The 17629-nt window shown below is 72.0% G+C and carries 10 protein-coding genes; 7 read left to right on the top strand and 3 right to left on the bottom strand.

Annotated features, from left to right (window positions below; genetic code table 11):
* The first annotated feature begins 238 nt into the window (after window positions 1–238).
* From ACSHV8_RS32595 to ACSHV8_RS32570, 6 genes are all read left to right on the top strand, one after another.
* On the top strand, window positions 239–2302 hold the full coding sequence (locus ACSHV8_RS32595) for a DNA polymerase Y family protein (protein WP_436522026.1): 2064 nt from the start codon (window positions 239–241) through the stop codon (window positions 2300–2302).
* A gap of 15 nt (window positions 2303–2317) precedes the next feature.
* The gene (locus tag ACSHV8_RS32590; protein ID WP_436522024.1) at window positions 2318–5680 is read left to right on the top strand and encodes an error-prone DNA polymerase; all 3363 of its coding nucleotides are present in this window, start codon (window positions 2318–2320) and stop codon (window positions 5678–5680) included.
* 110 nt (window positions 5681–5790) lie between these two features.
* Complete coding sequence (locus tag ACSHV8_RS32585) at window positions 5791–6171, top strand: SSI family serine proteinase inhibitor (protein WP_436522022.1); 381 nt, start codon at window positions 5791–5793, stop codon at window positions 6169–6171.
* A 38-nt stretch (window positions 6172–6209) separates the two neighbouring features.
* Window positions 6210–6977 (top strand): methyltransferase domain-containing protein, encoded by a 768-nt coding sequence (locus ACSHV8_RS32580; RefSeq protein ID WP_436522020.1) that lies wholly within the window; start codon window positions 6210–6212, stop codon window positions 6975–6977.
* Entirely contained in the window at window positions 6974–8173 is a 1200-nt protein-coding gene (locus ACSHV8_RS32575; protein WP_436522018.1) for an alkaline phosphatase family protein, read from the top strand. The genes ACSHV8_RS32580 and ACSHV8_RS32575 overlap by 4 nt, the downstream gene beginning before the upstream one ends.
* Before the next feature lie 227 nt (window positions 8174–8400).
* Window positions 8401–8793: a DUF3040 domain-containing protein gene (locus tag ACSHV8_RS32570; RefSeq protein ID WP_436522016.1), complete on the top strand. Its 393-nt coding sequence runs from the start codon at window positions 8401–8403 to the stop codon at window positions 8791–8793.
* 761 nt (window positions 8794–9554) lie between these two features.
* Here the strand turns inward: ACSHV8_RS32570 and ACSHV8_RS32565 are convergent.
* Genes ACSHV8_RS32565 through ACSHV8_RS32555 form a run of 3 tightly spaced genes read right to left on the bottom strand, consistent with a single transcriptional unit; the run spans window position 9555 to window position 14358 of the window.
* On the bottom strand, window positions 9555–12017 hold the full coding sequence (locus ACSHV8_RS32565; RefSeq protein WP_436522014.1) for a transglutaminaseTgpA domain-containing protein: 2463 nt from the start codon (window positions 12015–12017) through the stop codon (window positions 9555–9557).
* Complete coding sequence (locus ACSHV8_RS32560; RefSeq protein ID WP_436522012.1) at window positions 12014–13312, bottom strand: DUF58 domain-containing protein; 1299 nt, start codon at window positions 13310–13312, stop codon at window positions 12014–12016. The genes ACSHV8_RS32565 and ACSHV8_RS32560 overlap by 4 nt, the downstream gene beginning before the upstream one ends.
* A 2-nt stretch (window positions 13313–13314) precedes the next feature.
* Complete coding sequence (locus ACSHV8_RS32555) at window positions 13315–14358, bottom strand: AAA family ATPase (protein WP_436522010.1); 1044 nt, start codon at window positions 14356–14358, stop codon at window positions 13315–13317.
* Window positions 14359–14799: 441 nt separating this feature from the next.
* On the opposite strand from ACSHV8_RS32555, the gene leuS reads away from it, so the two are divergent.
* On the top strand, window positions 14800–17592 hold the full coding sequence (gene leuS / locus ACSHV8_RS32550; RefSeq protein ID WP_436522008.1) for a leucine--tRNA ligase: 2793 nt from the start codon (window positions 14800–14802) through the stop codon (window positions 17590–17592).
* The last annotated feature ends 37 nt before the right edge of the window (window positions 17593–17629 follow it).

Below are 17629 nucleotides of genomic sequence, written 5' to 3'. Positions count from 1 at the left end.
AGCGGCGGGGAACGGACTCGGCCGTGCCTCTGTGGGATCGGCTCGGGGCGGGTGCGGTCGCGGACCGGGGCGGCCGGGGCTCGGCCGCGGATCGGCGGGGCTCCGGCCCGGCTGTGGATCGGGGTGGGCGGGGTGTGGGCTCGGGGAAGGGTGGGGTGGGCTCGGCCGGGGACATCGGGCGGGTGGGGGTGGCCGGGGAGCGCGGCGGGGTGACGTCGGGGTTTTCGGTGGGGGAGTGATGGGGGCGGCGGGGCGGACGCTGCTGGTCTGGTGTCCGGACTGGCCGGTGGTGGCGGCCGAGATCGTGCTCGGGGTGCCGGCGGCGGAACCGATGGCGGTGTTCGCGGACAACCGGGTGCTGGCCTGCTCCGAGGCGGCCCGGCGGGAGAGCGTGCGGCGGGGGCTGCGGCGGCGGGACGCGCAGGGGCGGTGTCCGCAACTGATCGTGGTCGAGCACGACCCGGGGCGGGACGCGCGGGCGTTCGAGCCGGTGGTGGCCGCCGTGGAGGAGGTCGCGGCCGGGGTCGAGGTGGTCCGGCCGGGGGCGTGCGCGCTCGCGGCGCGCGGGCCGTCGCGGTACTACGGCGGTGAGGAGGCCGCGGCCGAGCGGATCATCGAGCACATCGCGCAGACCTGCGCGGTGGAGAGCCAGATCGGGATCGCCGACGGGGTGTTCGCGGCCGGGATCGCGGCCCGCGACGGGAAGATCGTCGAGCCCGGGCGGACCGGGGACTTCCTGGCCGGTTTCCCGGTCGAGACGCTGAACCGGCCGGAGCTGGCCGATCTGCTGCGCCGGCTCGGGGCTAAGACGCTGGGCGAGTTCGCGGCGCTGCCGGCCGGGGACGTGCTGAGCCGGTTCGGGTTCGACGGGGCGCTGGCACATCGGCTGGCCGGCGGGGGTGATCACCGGCCGCTCGCGGTCCGGCAGCCGCCCCACGATCTGGTGGTCTCCGAGACGTACGACGAGCCGCTGGACCGGGTGGACACGGCCGCCTTCGCCGGGCGGGTGCTGGCCGAGCGCCTGCACGACCGGCTGGCCGGGTACGGGCTGGCCTGCACCCGGCTCGGCGTCGAAGCGGTCACCGCGGACGGCCAGGAACTGCACCGGGTGTGGCGGCACGACGGCCTGCTCACCTCGGCCGCCATCGCCGAACGGGTGCGCTGGCAGCTCGACGGCTGGCTGACCGGGGCCCGCCGCAACGCCCCGGCCCGGCCGACCGCGGGCCTGGTCCGGCTGAGCCTGATCCCGGGCGGGATCCTCGCGCACGCCGGCCTGCAACCCGGCCTGTGGGGTGACGCCGGGGCCGAACGGGATCGCGCGCACCGGGCGTTCAGCCGGGTGCAGGGCCTACTCGGGCCGGAATCGGTGGTGACGCCGGTGGTCGGGGGCGGGCGTTCCGGGGACGACCAGGTGCGTCTGGTGCCGTGGGGTGACGAGCGGTCGCCGAGCCGGGCGGCCGGGGTGCACGAGGATCCGATCCCGGGCGTGGTCACCGTGCCCGTGCTGGATCGCGCCATCGCTCCTGACCTGCCCCGTCGCCCGGCCGATCCTGGTCGGCGTCGCTTCCCGATCCCCCTCGCCGCGGCGCCGATCGTCACCGAAAAAAAGTCCAAAAAAGCGAAAAGTCGGACTCCGGAAGGCGAGAGCGGGACCGCAGAGGAACGGGCGGCCCCTCGCTCGCACCTGACGCTGGTCCCCGAGGCGGGGGAAGCCGGGACGGCCATGAGTGATGAGCCGACCGCTGCGCGGAAGGGAGAGGACCACGCGGAAGGGCGCGGAGCTGCGGGTCTCCGTGAGGGCGACGCGGGCGCGAAGGGGGACGCCGCGGGTGCGGCAGAGCCGGGGAAGGGGGACGTGGGTGGATCGGGGACTGCGGGGATGGGGGAGGGCACGGCGGGCGGGATCGGGGGATCGGGGGGTGCTGCGGCCGTACGCGCAAAGCAGTTGGGCCGTAAGGCCCGCCCTCCGCGAATGCCCCCCTGGCCCGGTCGGTTGCCGCGACCGTCACCCGCCGTGGTGCTGGGGGAACCGATCGGGGCGGTTGTTCATGACGAGACCGGGATGCCGGTCGGGGTTTCCGCGCGGCTGGAGTTGACCGGGGTTCCGACGACGCTGACCGTCGATCGATCGGCGCCGATGGCCATCACGGCCTGGGCCGGGCCGTGGCCGATCGAGGAGCGCTGGTGGGCGGGGGAGGAGGCGCGGCGGCGGGCGCGGTTCCAGATGGTGCTGGCTGATGGGCGGGCGGTGCTGATCTCGCTGGCGGCGGGGCGGTGGACGGTGGAGGCGATCTATGACTGACGGCCGGGTGGCGCGATGAGTTTTCACAATCCCGAGCGGTCCTGGGCCGAGATGGAACGCGTCCTGTCCGGGACACCGGGGAAGCGTGGGCTGTGGACGGATCCCGGCCTGGCGCCGGTGGTCGATCCGATCGTCGCGGAGGCGGACGGCGGGGACTCCCCGGCTTTCACGCGTAAGCGCGAGCCCTACCGGGCCGCCCCCGGCCTGATCCGTTCCGAGGGCAGCGTCGACTACGCCGAGCTGCACTGTCACACCAACTTCAGCTTCCTGGACGGCGCCAGCCACCCCGAGGAACTGGCCGAGGAAGCGGCCCGGCTCGGGCTGACCGGGCTGGCCGTGACCGATCACGACGGTTTCTACGGCGTGGTCCGCTTCTCCCAGGCGGCCCGTGAGCTGAGGCTTCCGACGATCTTCGGGGCCGAGCTGTCGCTGGGCCTGACCAGGCCGCAGAACGGCGAGGCGGATCCGGAGGGCGCCCATCTGCTGGCCCTGGCGCACGGGCACGAGGGTTACGCCCGGCTGGCCCGGGTCATCTCGCAGGCCCAGATGCGGGGTGGGGAGAAGGGCAAACCCGAGTACGGCAGTCCGGAAGAGATCGCCGAGGTCCTGAAGGACCACGTGCTCGTGCTGACCGGCTGCCGCAAGGGCCCGGTCCCGCTGGCCCTGGCCACCGAGGGGATGGACGCGGCCGCGTGGGAGCTGGACCGTCTGGTCGATCTGTTCGGGGCGCCGAACGTGGCGGTCGAGCTGACCGATCATGGTCATCCGTACGACGGTGACTACAACGACGCCCTCTTCGCGCTGGCCAAGAGCCGGCGGCTGGAGGTGGTGGCGACCGGGAACGTTCACTACGCGACCCCGTCCCGCCGTCGTCTGGCCACCGCGCTCGCGGCGGTCCGGGCGCGGCGCAGCCTGGACGAGATGGACGGCTGGCTGCCCGCGGCCGGCACCGCTCACCTGCGCAGCGGCGCCGAGATGGCGCGCCGGTTCGCCGGCTATCCGGGCGCGGTGGAGAACGCCGCGATGTACGGCGGCGACCTCGCCTTCGACCTGGAGCTGGTCGCGCCCCGGCTGCCGGACTACGACGTGCCGGCCGGGCACACCGAGATGAGCTGGCTGCGCGAGCTGACCATGCGCGGAGCGAAAGCACGCTACGGGGAGCACCACCCGAGGGCGTACGCGCAGCTGGAGAAGGAACTGCGGATGATCGAGGACCTCGGCTTCCCGGGGTACTTCCTGGTCGTCTACGACATCGTCGACTTCTGCCGGAAGGAGAAGATCTACTGCCAGGGGCGGGGCTCGGCGGCGAACTCGGCGGTCTGCTACGCCCTGTGGATCACCAACGTCGACGCGGTCGAGTACAACCTGCTCTTCGAGCGCTTCCTCGCCCCCGAGCGCGACGGGCCGCCGGACATCGACGTCGACATCGAGTCGGACCGGCGCGAGGAGGTCATCCAGCACGTCTACCGGAAGTACGGACGTGAGCACACCGCCCAGGTCGCCAACGTGATCTCCTACCGCCCCCGGTCGGCCGTGCGGGACATGGCCCGCGCGTTCGGCTTCTCGGCCGGCCAGCAGGACGCCTGGAGCAAACAGATCGACCGCTGGGGTGACGTCGCGACCGCCGGCAGCGACATGCCCGATCACGTCGTGGAGTTCGCCAACGCGGTCCAGGACTTCCCCCGCCACCTGGGCATCCACTCCGGCGGCATGGTCATCTGCGACCGCCCGATCATCGAGGTCTGCCCGGTCGAGTGGGGACGGATGCCGGGCCGCACCGTGCTGCAGTGGGACAAGGACGACTGCGCCGCCGTCGACCTGGTCAAGTTCGACCTGCTCGGGCTCGGCATGCTGTCGGCGCTGCACTACGCGTACGACATGATCGAGAGCGAGCTGGACATCGGCACGATGCGGCTCGACGACCCCGAGGTCTACGCGATGCTCTGCCGGGCCGACTCGGTCGGGGTGTTCCAGGTGGAGAGCCGGGCGCAGATGGCGACGCTGCCGCGCCTCAAACCGGACAACTTCTACGACCTGGTGATCGAGGTCGCGCTGATCCGGCCCGGCCCGATCCAGGGCGGGTCCGTCCACCCGTACATCCGCCGGAAGAACGGCCTGGAGCCGCCGGACGTGCCGCACCCTCGCATGGAGAACGCGTTGCGGAAAACCCTCGGGGTGCCGCTCTTCCAGGAGCAGCTGATGCAACTGGCCATCGACGTGGCCGGTTTTGATCCGTCCGAGGCCGATCAGTTGCGGCGCGCGATGGGTTCGAAGAGATCCGTCGAGAAGATGGAGAAGATCAAGATTCGGCTGTACGGAGGGATGGCCGCCAACGGCATCACCGGCGAACTCGCCGACGACCTGTTCCACAAGCTCTCCGCGTTCGCCAGTTACGGCTTCCCGGAGAGCCACGCCATGAGCTTCGCGTACCTGGTCTACGCGAGCGCCTGGCTCAAGCGCTACCACCCGGCCGCGTTCTGCGCCGCGCTGCTGAACGCCCAGCCCATGGGCTTCTACTCGCCGCAGACCCTGGTCGACGACGCCCGCCGGCACGGGGTCGAGGTGCGCCGCCCGGACATCAACCGCAGCGACGCGATGGCCACCCTGGAGACCACCCCGCAGAGCCGGCGCGTCGCCGAGGCGGGCGAGCCGCCGCACGCCTGGGGGCTCGGGGGGCCGGCCGTCCGGCAGGGGCTGAAGGCCGTCCGGACGATCGGTCCGGAACTCGCCGAACTGATCGAGAACGAACGCCGCGAGCACGGGCCGTACCGGTCGATGACCGATCTTGCCCGGCGGACCGGCTGCTCGACCGCCCACCTGGAGGCCCTCGCCACCGCCGACGCGTTCGCGAGCTTCGGACTGTCCCGGCGCGAGGCGCTGTGGGCGGCGGGCGCGGCCGCTCAGGACAGACCGGACCGTCTGCCCGGGACGGTGACCGGCACCGAGGCGCCCATGCTGCCCGGGATGAGCGAGGTCGACGTGCTCGTCGCCGACGTCTGGGCGACCGGGCTGTCCCCGGAGACGCATCCGGCCCGGTTCCTGCGCCCCCGGCTCGATCAGGCCGGGGCGGTGCCGATCTCCGGACTGCCCGCGGTCGACGCCGGGACCCGGGTCCTGGTCGGCGGGATCGTCACCCACCGGCAGCGGCCGGCGACGGCGGGCGGGGTGACGTTCGTGAACCTGGAGGACGAGACGGGGATGCTGAACGTGACCTGCTCCCCAGGGTTGTGGCTGCGGTACCGCCGGGTGGCGCGCAGCAGTGCGGCGCTGCTGGTGCGCGGGAAACTGGAGAAGGCGGAGGGGGTGCTGAACCTGGTGGCGGATCGGCTGGAGACGCTCAACCCGCCGGTGACCCCGGCCTCGCGGGACTTCCGCTGATTTTCGGGGCGGCTCACCGCCGTACGGGAAGAGTCGGGTTTTGTGATTTGCCGGATTTTAGGGTTTTGTTGGCATAAGGTGCGCTTCCAGGAACCATCGGGGAGTGCGCCATGTCGTTCGGAATCTGCATGAGCTTCGTCGCCGTGGCGGCGGTCCTGGCCGGGCCCGCACCCGCGCCCGGGCCGGTCGCCGGCTCACGACTCACCCTGACCCGGGTCGCCGACGCGGGCGGGGGTGCCGCCGCGGTCAAACTGACCTGCGACCCGGACGGCGGCGGGCACCCCGACCCGCCCCAGGCCTGCGCGCAACTGTCCCGGGTCGGCGCCGACCCGGCGCGGATCACACCGGCCGACCGGTACTGCTTCCTGCTCTACAAGCCGGTCACCGCGCGGCTCAGCGGGGTGTGGCGGGGGCGCGCGGTCCGGTGGTCGCACACCTACGGCAACAGTTGCGAGATGAGCCGGGCCACCGGGATCCTGTTCGCCTTCTGACCCCGCACGAGGTGAGTGGTGGCGGGAAAGAGCTTGTCATGGCGACTAGGCTGCCGTGCGTGGACACCGCAATCGCACGTAACGGCCGGCCGCTCGTCACCGCGCGCACCGCGGCGGTCTGGGCTGTTCTGCGCCGTGAGCTGGACCGGCACGCCGGCCGTGAGCTGACCGTCCTCGACGTCGGCGGCGGCACCGGCGGATTCGCCGTCCCCCTGGCCGAGGCCGGGCACACCGTCACCGTCGTCGACGCCAGCCCGGACGCGCTGGCCGCCCTGACCCGTCGCGCCGCCGACGCCGGGGTCGCCGGGCGGGTGCGGGCCGTGCAGGGTGACGGCGACGCGCTGGCCGGGCTGGTCGAGCCGGGCAGCGTCGACCTGATCCTGTGCCACGCCGTGCTCGAGGTCGTCGACGATCCGACCCGGGTCGTCGCCGCGATCGCCGGGGCGCTGCGGCCGGGCGGCGCGGTCAGCCTGCTGGTCGCCGGGCGCGCCGCGGCGATCCTCGGCCGGGCGATCAACGGACATCTGCGGGCGGCGTCCGCGCTGGTCACGGACCCGGAGGGCCGGTCCGGCCCGCGGGACACGCTGCGCCGGCGCTACGACGCCGAGACCGCCGCCGAGCTGTTGCGGTCGGCCGGCCTCGAGGTCGAGCAGACCCATGGCGTCCGGGTGGTCGCCGATCTCCTCCCGGCCACCGTGATCGAGGAGGACCCGCAGGCGGTGCTCGACCTGGAGCTGGCGCTGAGCGCGCAGCCGCCGTTCCGGGACATCGCCTCCCAGCTGCACCTGTTCGCCCGCCGGCCGTGAGCGAGCAGCCGGCCGCCCGGAGCTTCCCGGAGGACGGGCTGCACCCCGACGCGCTGCGGCTCGTCCGGCCCGCCTACGGCACCGGCAGCCTGGCCGACCTGCTGCCCAGCGTCAGCGCGGTGCTCGGCGTCCCCGGCGCGGCCGACGTGCTCGGCCTGGGCGCCCGGCTGGACGGGGTCGACCGGGTCGCGGTGCTGCTGGTCGACGGCCTGGGGGCGTACCAGTTGCCGCTCGCCGCGCCGCACGCCCCGGTCCTGGCCGACCTGGCCTCCGGTGGTCGCGGGCACGCCGGCACGCTCACCGCCGGGTTCCCGTCCACGACCCCGGTCAGCCTGGTCACGCTCGGGGCCGGCGTGCCGCCGGGCGCGCACGGGGTGCTCGGCTTCACGGTCCGCCGGCCCGACGGCCGCCCGCTCACGCACATCCTGTGGGGCGACGACCCCGATCCGCGTACGTGGCAGCCGGTCCCCACCCGCATGGAACTGGCCGCCGCCGCCGGGGTCCGGGTCACCGTGGTCAGCAAGCCGCAGTTCGAGGGCAGCGGCCTGAGCGTGGCCGCGAACCGGGGCGCGGAGTACCGGGGCGCCGCCGACGGCCTGGCGGTCGCCGACGGGATGCTGGCCGCGCTGCGGAACTCCGACGGCCCGGCGCTGGTCTACGGCTACCACCCGGATCTCGACCACTTCGGCCACGAGGACGGGGTCGGCTCGGACACCTGGCGGGAGGCCGCCCGCGGGGTCGACACACTGCTCGACCGGCTCGTCCACGGCCTGCCGCCGCGGTCCGCGCTGCTCGTGGTCGCCGATCACGGCCAGCTGAACGTGCCGCTGGAGGGCCGGCGGGACATGGCCGAGATCGCCGAGCTGCGCGACGGCGTGACCGGGGTGGCCGGCGAGCCGCGGGTCCGCTACCTGTATGCGGAGCCCGGCGCCCGCGACGACGTCCTGGCCAACTGGCGCGGAGTCTTCGGGGCGGACGCCACCGTGGTGACCCGCGAGGAGGCGATCGACGAGGGCTGGTTCGGGCCGGTGCCGGCCGGGCACGCCGACCGGATCGGGGAGGTCGTGGTGATCTGCTGGGGCCGGGCGGTCGCGGTCGCCTCCGGATGGGAACCGGTCAAGGCGGGACAGCTCGTGGCGTACCACGGTTCGGCCACCGCGGCCGAGATGACCGTGCCCCTGCTGATCGCCAGATGAACAAAAGGCATCCGTATCACTCGATGTCGCGGATGTTTCACCAGCGGTAACTGGCCTGGTAAGACGGGCTTTTGGGACGAAACGATCTTTAGGGCCGGGAAAATCACCCGCACTCGGCCGTCGTCCCGCTTTCCGACCCGGCAACCCCCTCGTAGACTTGCGTGGTAAGGCAGCCGACGGCTGCCCCGGCCCCACTTGGGCCGGACATGCGCCCGGGGAGGAAAGCCGTGCCGCTCTCGGAGCACGAGCAGCGGCTGTTCGATCAGATCGAGCGGTCGCTTGCCGAGGACCCCAAATTCGCCTCGGCTGTGCGGGCCAGCGACCCGCGTTTCCACGCACGGCGCCGGCTCATCATCGCCGCGTTCGTCATCGTGCTGGGTCTGGCTCTCGTCGTCTACGGGGCGGCTTCCGGCACCGTGTTGCTCGGCGTCGCCGGCTTCGTCGTGATGCTCGGGTCCGCCGCGTTCGCGATGCAGTCGCGTAAACGTGGCCAGGCCCCCGACCTCAGATCCGTGGGCGGCACCGCCTCCCGGCGGACCCGCCAGGGCCGCAAGGGGAACGGTGGCTTCCTCGACCGGCTCGAGGACCGCTGGAAGCAGCGGCCGGAAGGCCATCGCTGACGGCTTCGGCCTGCACCGACGAACGGCGGCCGTAAGGCCGCCGTCGTCGTATCTCGAGGCCGCTGCGCCACTCGCGGTCCGCTTCCTCTCCATGCCCATTTCCCGCCGTACGGCGACAACCCCGCCCCACCTCTGCCCGCGCGGCCCCGCCTCTGCCCGCGCGGCCCCGCCTCTGCCCGCGCGGCCCCGCCTCTGCCCGCGCGGCCCCGCCTCTGCCCGCGCGGCCCCGCCTCTGCGGCCCCCATCCCTGCTCGCGCCGCTCCCGCTCCCGCCCGCGCCCAGCCGCTCCCTGCGCGGCCCCGCCCGCGCCCAGTTGCTGCACCGCTTGCGCCCCGCCCGCCGCGCGTGTCCCCGCCCGCGTCCAGCCACGCTCTCGCCCGCCCAGCTCAAGGCCCGGCCGGCTCCCGGCCGCAGCTCGCCCCAGCTGCCAGCTGGTGCTCAGGGCTGCCTCAGGGCCGGGTTGCAGCCGTGAGCGCCAGCTGGGCTTGCGTGGCTGGTGGTGAGGGCTGTTTCAGGGTCGCGTTGCAGCCGTGGGTGCCAGCTGAGCCTGTGCGGCTGGTGGTGAGGGCTGTTTCAGGGTCGCGTTGCAGCCGTGGGTGCCAGCTGGGCTTGTGCGGCTGGTGGTGAGGGCTGTCTCAAGGTTTGCGGTAGAGCCCTGAGCGCCGAACGAAAGGGCGCCGTCCTCCGGAGGACGGCGCCCTTTCGCACTAGGCCCGGGATAAGCAGGCCCCGGGGTGAACGGACCGAGGCGGCGGCCCGGGTCAGCGGGCCCGGTTGAGCAGCCGCCGGGGGTTGAAGCGGGTCAACCACTCCCCGAACCGCCCCGACACCTCCATCGACCGGGTACCGGCCTCGGCCAGCCCCAGCCGCCAGCTGAGCATGATCGACGGCGGGAGGAGGACCGCCCGCAGCCGGACCCGTGTGTTCACCGAGTGGGCCATCCCGGATCGGACCTGGCGTAGTGCCGAGGTCAGTTCCGCGCCCTGCATGGGCTGCCGGGCGTACCGGGCGCGTTCCTCGGCGGTGCCGAGCAGTTCGGCCGCGGCGGCCGGCTGCTCGGTCAGGACGGCTTCCCGGATCAGCCGTTGCGCGGTGAGCCGTGGTGTCTCCGTCGGGTCGACCGTGATCTGGTAGTCGACCATCGTGTCGATCAGCTCGTCCCAGGCCGCGTGGGCGTCGGCCCGGGCCTGGGTGGTTTCGGCGCTGACCACGATCCCGGTGACCGCTCCGGCCGGTCCGGGCTCCGGCGGGTTGATCACCGCGGGTGGCGGACCGGCGGTCGCCGCGTGTCGCTGACGTCGTAGCAGGACCCGGCGTAACGCCGGGACCAGCAGCAACGCGATGAGCGTGGCGACCAGGCCGAAGATCAGCAGGCCGGTCCAGTTGTTCTGGTCGGGGGCGACGACGCCGGTGCCGGACGGGTTGTCGCCGTCGGCCGCCTTGTCGGGCCGCTGGTTCGGGCCGGCCGAGGCGGATCCGCTGGCGCCGGTGGCCGGGGCGGTCGTCCCGGTGGCGGACGGCGCGGTGGTCCGGTCGACGTCCGGTGCCCAGTCGGACCGGGTGGAGCCGGCGACTCCGGCCGACGGTGTCGCGTCGAACGGAACCCAGCCGAAGCCCTGCAGGTAGACCTCGGTCCAGGCGTGGGCGTTGCGGTTGGTGATGACGTACGTGTCACCGTCCTCCGGGGTGCCCCGGGTGAAGCCGAACGCGACCCGGGCCGGGATGCCGGCGGCCCGCACCATCCACGCCATCGCCGCCGCGTACTGCTGGCAGTAGCCCACCTTGTTCTTCAGGAACGCCTCGATCTCGGAGACGTTCCCGGCGGGCTGCGTGGACAGGCTGTACGAGAACCCGTACTTCTTGGAGAACGAGTCGTAGATCGAGCGGACCTTGTCGTAGTCGTTGGTCTTGCCCTTGGTCAGCTTCGCGACCTGCTGGTTCACGTAGGCGTTGACCGGGACGACCGTGTACGCCCGCCGGATCGGGTCGTTCTGGTTCAGTGACAGCGCGGTCCGCAGTTCGGCCGGCGTGTACTGCGCCCGCAGGTAGTCGATCGAGTACTTCTGCTTGCTGGTCGTGTTCCGGTTGGAGTAGAGAACCTGCTGGCTCCCGTCGTACGCCCAGCTGCCGGTGAGGTCGCTGATCCCGACCGGGTACGAGTACAGCGGCGCCATGTTCTGCCGCAGCGCGTCGGTGACCTCGATGTCGGCGTGGTACTGCTGGAACGACGTCTGCAGGGTCGCGCCGTCGCGCCGCGGGTCGGGCAGGCTGCCCTTGTTGAGCGTGTTCCCGTTCGGCTGCTGGTTGCCGAAGCCCTCGGCGGTGAGCTGGTCGGCGACGCCGAACCGCAGGTAGAACGGGTCTTTCTCGTTCGTCGTCACCTTGAGCAGGTTGACCGTGGCGTTCTGGCTGAGCTGGCCGCTGAGCTTGGCGAACAGGTCGATCTTCCCGCTGCCGCCCGGGCCCACCCCGGTGCCGGCCCCGGTCCCGCTCTGGGTGAGCTGGGACAGCAGGCCGCCGCTGACGGTCGGCACGATGAGTGGCAGCAGCACGGCGACGAGCACGCCGACCAGGCCGAGCCGGCGCCCGGCGGCGGCCAGCGGTGACGGCTCCCAGACGTCCACGTCGCGCCCGTCGCCGGTGAACCGGCGGCCGAACCGGCGGACCCGGTCGACGTTGTCGGCGACCAGCAGCCACAGGTACCCGCAGGCGCCGATGATGAACGGGGTGACCGGCACGCTGTCCAGGTAGACCGCGACCGGGATCGAGTAGATCGCCAGCATCGGCAGGCCGGCCAGCGCCGGTCGGCGGAACACGGCGGTGAGCAGGTCGACCACGATGGCGACGACGCCGATGCCGAGGGCCGCGACGAAGAGCAGGCCGTCGCGGTCCGGGACGGGCACCGCGTACGACCGGGTGTCCTGCCCGGCCTGCTGGATCAGCTCGCCGAAGTGGGCGATCGTGGCCGGCGTCGGCACCAGCAGCTCGTGCCCGCTCGGGAAGATCCAGGTGAGCGTGACGAGCATGGCCACGACCATCCCCAGGGCCTGGGCCCAGCTGGGGAAGCGCAGGGTGCGGGTGAGCACCCCGGCCCCGGCGATCATGACGACGGTGAGGATCACCTGGAGCAGCCAGGTCCACTTGTCGAAGATCGTCGCGAGGGGGGCCGAGGACAGCAGCGTGGCCCCGGCCGCGACCAGTCCGAGACGGCGGCGGCCGGTCATCGGTTCACCCCGCTCACCGTCTCGGCCATCGCCGCGCGGTAGGCGAAGCCCTGCGAGCCGCGGCCCACGGTGGGCCACAGCCCGGGCAGCGTCTCGCCGTGCGACACCGGCAGCGACCGCCAGCCGCTGCGTACCAGCGCCACCGTCGCGGCCGCGTGCTCGCGGTCCGACTCCTGCCGGTCGCCGGCCGTCATCGACACCCAGGTGGAGCTGTCGATGGCGAACCCGATGCAGGTGGCGCCGTTGCCCCGGAGCTGGCTCAGCAGGTGCGCCTCGGCGGTGGTGAGCGTGCCGAACAGGCCGATCACCAGGCCGCCGTCGGAACGCCGCCGGACGGTCTCGACCAGGACCGACACGTCACCGTTGGAGAGCGTCTTCACGTCGGCCAGGGCGTCCATGATCAGACCCTCGCCGCCGGTCTCGGCGCCGTCGATGTCGATGCCGGTGCCGGTCACCAGACGCACCTTGTAGCCGGCCTCGCGCAGGTGCACCGCGATGCTGGCGGCGGCCGAGACGGCCCACTCGAAACTGGCCGTCGGACCCTCGCCGCGGTGCGCCTGGGCCCGGGTGTCCAGGACCACCGTGGCCCGGCTCTCCCAGGGCTGCTCCTCCCGGCGGACCATCAATTCGCCGGTACGGGCGGTCGACCGCCAGTGCACCCGGCGGAGATCGTCGCCGCGCCGGTACTCCCGGGTGGCGGCGTCGTCCTCGCCGTGGACCGCGACCGAGCGGGCGCGGCTGTCGCCGGTACCCGCGTACTCCCCGGCCAGGCGGACCCGGGGGAGCGGCACGACCTGCGGGATCACGGTGAGCTGGTCGACGCTGGGGAACGAGCGGGTCAGCTCGCAGAGCCCGAACGGGTCGGTCAGGCGGATCACCAGCGGGCCGATCGGGTACCGCCCGCGCACGTCGGCGCGGACCGTGTACGCCACCGAGCTGGCCTGGTGTGCCCCGAGCCGTTCCAGCACGACCCGGGGACGGCTGCCCAGCGCGTAGGGCAGCCGGTCCTCCAGGAGCATGGTGCCGGTGGGCAGCCGGGACAGGTTCTGCAGGCGCAGGATGACCCGCGCGCTGGAGCCGACCGGGGCTCGGCCCGGCTCCAGCGAACGGGTGCACGCCAGTTTGTAGCGGCTCCGGCCGACGTACGCCGCGGCCAGCAACGGCAGGGCGGCCAGGAGAACCGCGACGCGCAGCAGGTCGCGCTCACCGAGGATGAGCGCCGAGATGCCGGCGGCGATCGCGGCGGCCAGGAACGAGCGGCCGCGCGTGGTGAGACCTCGCAGCGCCTCTCGCATGATCACCGCCCCCGGGACTCGTACTGGGTGCCGCCGCCACCGGCGCGGGTGTCGTACGGGTTCCGGTTCGAGTGCGGGATCGGCAGCCGGTGCACGATCTCGGAGACGATGGTGTCGGTGGTCCGCCGGTTGAGCTGCGCGTCCGGCGTCGGGATGAGCCGGTGCGCGAGGACCGGGACGGCCAGCGCCTGCAGATCGTCGGGCAGCACGTAGTCGCGCCCTTCGAGCGCGGCCACCGCCTTGGCCGTACGGATCAGCTGCAGCGTCGACCGCGGGGACGCCCCGAGACGGATCTCGGGCGCCTCCCGGGTGGCCGTGACCAGGGCGATCGCGTACTGCTGGACGGCGTCGGCGGCGTGCACCGCGCGGGCCGTCTCGATCAGCCGGCGGATCATCGTGGCGTCGGCGACCGCCCGCAGGTCGTTCAGCGGGTCGTGGTCGGCGTTGCCGGTCAGCATGGCGAGTTCGGCCCGGGGATCCGGGTACCCCATCGCGATCCGGGCGGTGAACCGGTCCCGCTGCGCCTCGGGCAGCGGGTAGGTCCCCTCCATCTCGATCGGGTTCTGCGTGGCCACCACCATGAACGGCGACTGCAGCTCGTACGTCGTGCCGTCGACGGTGACCTGCCGTTCCTCCATGCACTCCAGGAGCGCGGACTGGGTCTTCGGCGACGCCCGGTTGATCTCGTCGCCGACCACCAGGTTGGCGAAGACGGCGCCCGGCTTGAACTCGAAGTCCCGGGTCTCCTGGTTGTAGACGCTCACCCCGGTGACATCGCTGGGCAACAAATCCGGGGTGAACTGGATCCGGCGGACCGAACAGTCGATGGATCGGGCGAGCGCCTTGGCGAGTTTCGTCTTGCCCACGCCCGGTACGTCCTCGATCAGCAGGTGCCCCTCGGCCAGCAGCACCGCGAGGGCCAGCCGCACCGTCGCGCTCTTGCCCTCGATGACCTGCTCGATGTTGGCCATGATGGCTTGTGTCGCGGCGCGGAACTCGGCGTTCGTCAGCGGTCCTGTCGGCTCGCCCCAGGTCGGCGTTGTCACGGGCTTTCCTCCAAGTGATACGTACCCCGAGCAGTGGATCACCCAGTGTCAGGGCACCCCAAGGTTGCGGGCGCCCAGCGGCCGTGGGCCTCCGGCGCTCGCCGCCCGTTCCTGACAGGTTATCCCCGCCCGCACACCCCTTCGAAAGGCCGGAACGACCGGGGTTTTCTGGAAAACGGGACGAACATGGTCCATCTACCGACAGTGATCGGATTCCGGAACCGAACATCCCCGACGGCATACCGGTCGCCGTGCGTGACGGAAGGCGGGTATCATGGCGCGCATGGCTTGGCGTGTTCTGCTCCTTAGCCGGCCGTGCTGATCCCCCGGTGTTGATTCCGGATTGGTGACAGCACGGCGCCCCCTCCTGCGTGAGGGGCTTTTTTATGCCCGGAGCGCGCGAACCCCAGCCCTTTTGACGTAGACGAGATGGTGTTGAAGATGAGCGAGACCGAGAACCCGTTCCGCTACACCGCCGCGCTGGCCGGCGAGATCGAGCTGCGCTGGCAGCGGTACTGGGCGGAGAACGGGACGTTCCACGCGCCCAACCCGGTCGGCGAGCTGGCCGACCCGGATCATCCCCGCGCCGGTGCGCCGAAGCTGCACGTACAGGACATGTTCCCGTACCCGTCCGGTGCCGGCCTGCACGTCGGGCACCCGCTGGGCTACATCGGCACCGACTCCTACACCCGCTACAAGCGGATGACCGGCTACAACGTGCTGCACCCGATGGGCTTCGACGCCTTCGGCCTGCCCGCCGAGCAGTACGCGGTGCAGACCGGCACCCACCCGGCGGTCACCACCGCGGCCAACGTCGAGCGGTACCGGCAGCAGCTGCGCCGCCTGGGCCTGGCCTACGACGAGCGGCGCTCGTTCTCCACCACCGACCCGGAGTACTACCGCTGGACCCAGTGGATCTTCCTGCAGGTCTTCAACTCCTGGTTCGACCCGTCGGTGAACAAGGCCCGCCCGATCAGCGAGCTGATCGCCTCGTTCGAGGCCGGCGAGCGGGGTACGGAGTGGGCCGGGCTGTCCCCGGTCGAGCGGCGCAAGGTGATCGACGGCCACCGGCTGGCCTACATGTCCGAGGCCCCGGTCAACTGGTGCCCCGGCCTGGGCACCGTGCTGTCGAACGAGGAGGTCACCCCGGACGGCCGCTCCGAGCGCGGTAACTTCCCGGTCTTCAAGCGCAACCTGAAGCAGTGGATGATGCGGATCACCCAGTACGGGGACCGCCTGGTCGAGGACCTGGACACGCTGGACTGGCCGGAGCCGGTCAAGCTGATGCAGCGCAACTGGATCGGCCGCTCGCAGGGTGCGCACGTCGATTTCTCCGTCGAATCGGACAAGATCACGGTCTTCACCACCCGCCCGGACACGCTGTTCGGCGCCACCTACATGGTGCTGGCCCCGGAGCACGAGCTGGTTTCCACGATCGTTCCGGCCGCCTGGCCGACCGGGACGAAGGAGATCTGGACCGGTGGGAAGGCGACCCCGGCCGAGGCCGTCGCCGCCTACAAAGCCACCGCCGCCGCCAAGACGGAGGAGGAGCGCACCGCCGACGGCAAGGTCAAGACCGGCGTCTTCACCGGCGCCTACGCGACCAACCCGGTCAACGGCGAGAGCGTCCCGGTCTTCATCGCCGACTACGTGCTGGCCGGCTACGGCACCGGCGCGATCATGGCGGTGCCGGCCCACGACGAGCGCGACTTCGAGTTCGCCACCGTCTTCGAGCTGCCCATCGTCCGTACCGTCGAAGCTCCTGAGGATTTTGACGGCGGCGCCTGGGTCGGCGACGGTGTCGCCATCAATTCAGGATTCCTGAACGGGCTGAACAAGGCCGAGGCCAAGGCCGCGATGATCGCCTGGCTGGAGGAGAAGGGCTTCGGGCAGGGCGCCACCACCTACCGCCTGCGGGACTGGCTGTTCAGCCGCCAGCGGTACTGGGGCGAGCCGTTCCCGATCGTCTACGACGAGACCGGCCTGCCGATCGCGCTGCCCGACGCGATGCTGCCGGTCGTGCTGCCCGACACCGACGACTTCTCGCCGCGCACCTTCGACCCGGACGACGCCGACACCGAGCCGGAGACCCCGCTGTCCCGGATCAAGGACTGGGTGCAGGTCGAACTGGACCTGGGCGACGGTCCGAAGACGTACACCCGCGAGACCAACACCATGCCGCAGTGGGCCGGTTCCTGCTGGTACGAGCTGCGCTACCTGGACCCGCACAACGAGCAGAAGCTGGTCGACCCGGCCAACGAGGCCTACTGGATGGGCCCGAAGGCGGCCGGCGACTGCGGCGGCGTCGACCTGTACGTCGGCGGCGTCGAGCACGCGGTGCTGCACCTGCTGTACGCCCGTTTCTGGCACAAGGTCCTGTTCGACCTGGGTCACGTCTCCTCGTTCGAGCCGTTCCGCAAGCTGTTCAACCAGGGCTACATCCAGGCGTACGCGTTCCGGGACGCCCGCGGCGTGATCGTGCCGGCCGAGGAGGTCGTCGAGCGTGACGGCAAGTGGTACTACGGTGACCAGCCGGTCAACCGTGAGTACGGCAAGATGGGCAAGTCGCTGAAGAACGTGGTGACCCCGGACGAGATGTGTGACCAGTACGGCGCCGACACGTTCCGCGTCTACGAGATGGCGATGGGCCCGCTGGACGTCTCCCGCCCCTGGGAGACCCGGGCTGTCGTCGGCTCGCAGCGCTTCCTGCAGCGCGCCTGGCGCCTGGTCGTCGACGAGGAGACCGGCGCCAACCGGGTCACCGACCAGCCGCTGGACCCGAAGTCCCGCAAGGTGCTGCACAAGGTCATCGCCGGCGTCCGCGAGGACATGGACGAGCTGCGGTTCAACACCGCGATCGCCAAGCTGATCGAGCTGACCAACACGCTGACCCCGCTGCCGACGGTCTCGCGTGAGGCGGTCGAGCCGCTGGTGCTGATGATGTCGCCGTTCGCGCCGCACCTGGCCGAGGAGCTGTGGGGCCGGCTGGGCCACGAGGGCACGCTGGCCTACGCCGATTTCCCGGTCGCCGACCCGGCGCAGCTGGTGGCCGACTCGATCACCTACCCGGTGCAGGTCAACGGCAAGGTCCGCGGACGTGTCGAGGTCTCGCCGGACACCCCCGAGGACGAGGTCCGGTCCGCGGCCCTGGCGTCGGTCGCCGAGGCGCTGGCCGGCAAGGAGCCGAAGAAGGTCATCGTCGTGAAGGGTCGCCTGGTCAGCGTCGTGGTCTAAATCAAGATCAAACCCTTGCTTGGGTACGTCCACGAGC

It is taken from the genome of Actinoplanes sp. HUAS TT8 (assembly GCF_051380535.1).
GTDB lineage: Bacteria > Actinomycetota > Actinomycetes > Mycobacteriales > Micromonosporaceae > Actinoplanes.
The sequence above is the reverse complement of the archived record's forward strand: the minus strand, read 5'-3'. Positions and strand labels throughout refer to the sequence as shown.

Bases quoted from the DNA above. Each gene is read 5' to 3' on its own strand.
- ACSHV8_RS32595 (WP_436522026.1), top strand. From the start codon at position 239: ATGGGGGCGGCGGGGCGGACGCTGCTGGTCTGGTGTCCGGACTGGCCG.
- ACSHV8_RS32590 (WP_436522024.1), top strand. From the start codon at position 2,318: ATGAGTTTTCACAATCCCGAGCGGTCCTGGGCCGAGATGGAACGCGTC.
- ACSHV8_RS32585 (WP_436522022.1), top strand. From the start codon at position 5,791: ATGTCGTTCGGAATCTGCATGAGCTTCGTCGCCGTGGCGGCGGTCCTG.
- ACSHV8_RS32580 (WP_436522020.1), top strand. From the start codon at position 6,210: ATGGCGACTAGGCTGCCGTGCGTGGACACCGCAATCGCACGTAACGGC.
- ACSHV8_RS32565 (WP_436522014.1), bottom strand. From the start codon at position 12,017: ATGACCGGCCGCCGCCGTCTCGGACTGGTCGCGGCCGGGGCCACGCTG.
- ACSHV8_RS32560 (WP_436522012.1), bottom strand. From the start codon at position 13,312: ATGCGAGAGGCGCTGCGAGGTCTCACCACGCGCGGCCGCTCGTTCCTG.
- leuS (WP_436522008.1), top strand. From the start codon at position 14,800: ATGAGCGAGACCGAGAACCCGTTCCGCTACACCGCCGCGCTGGCCGGC.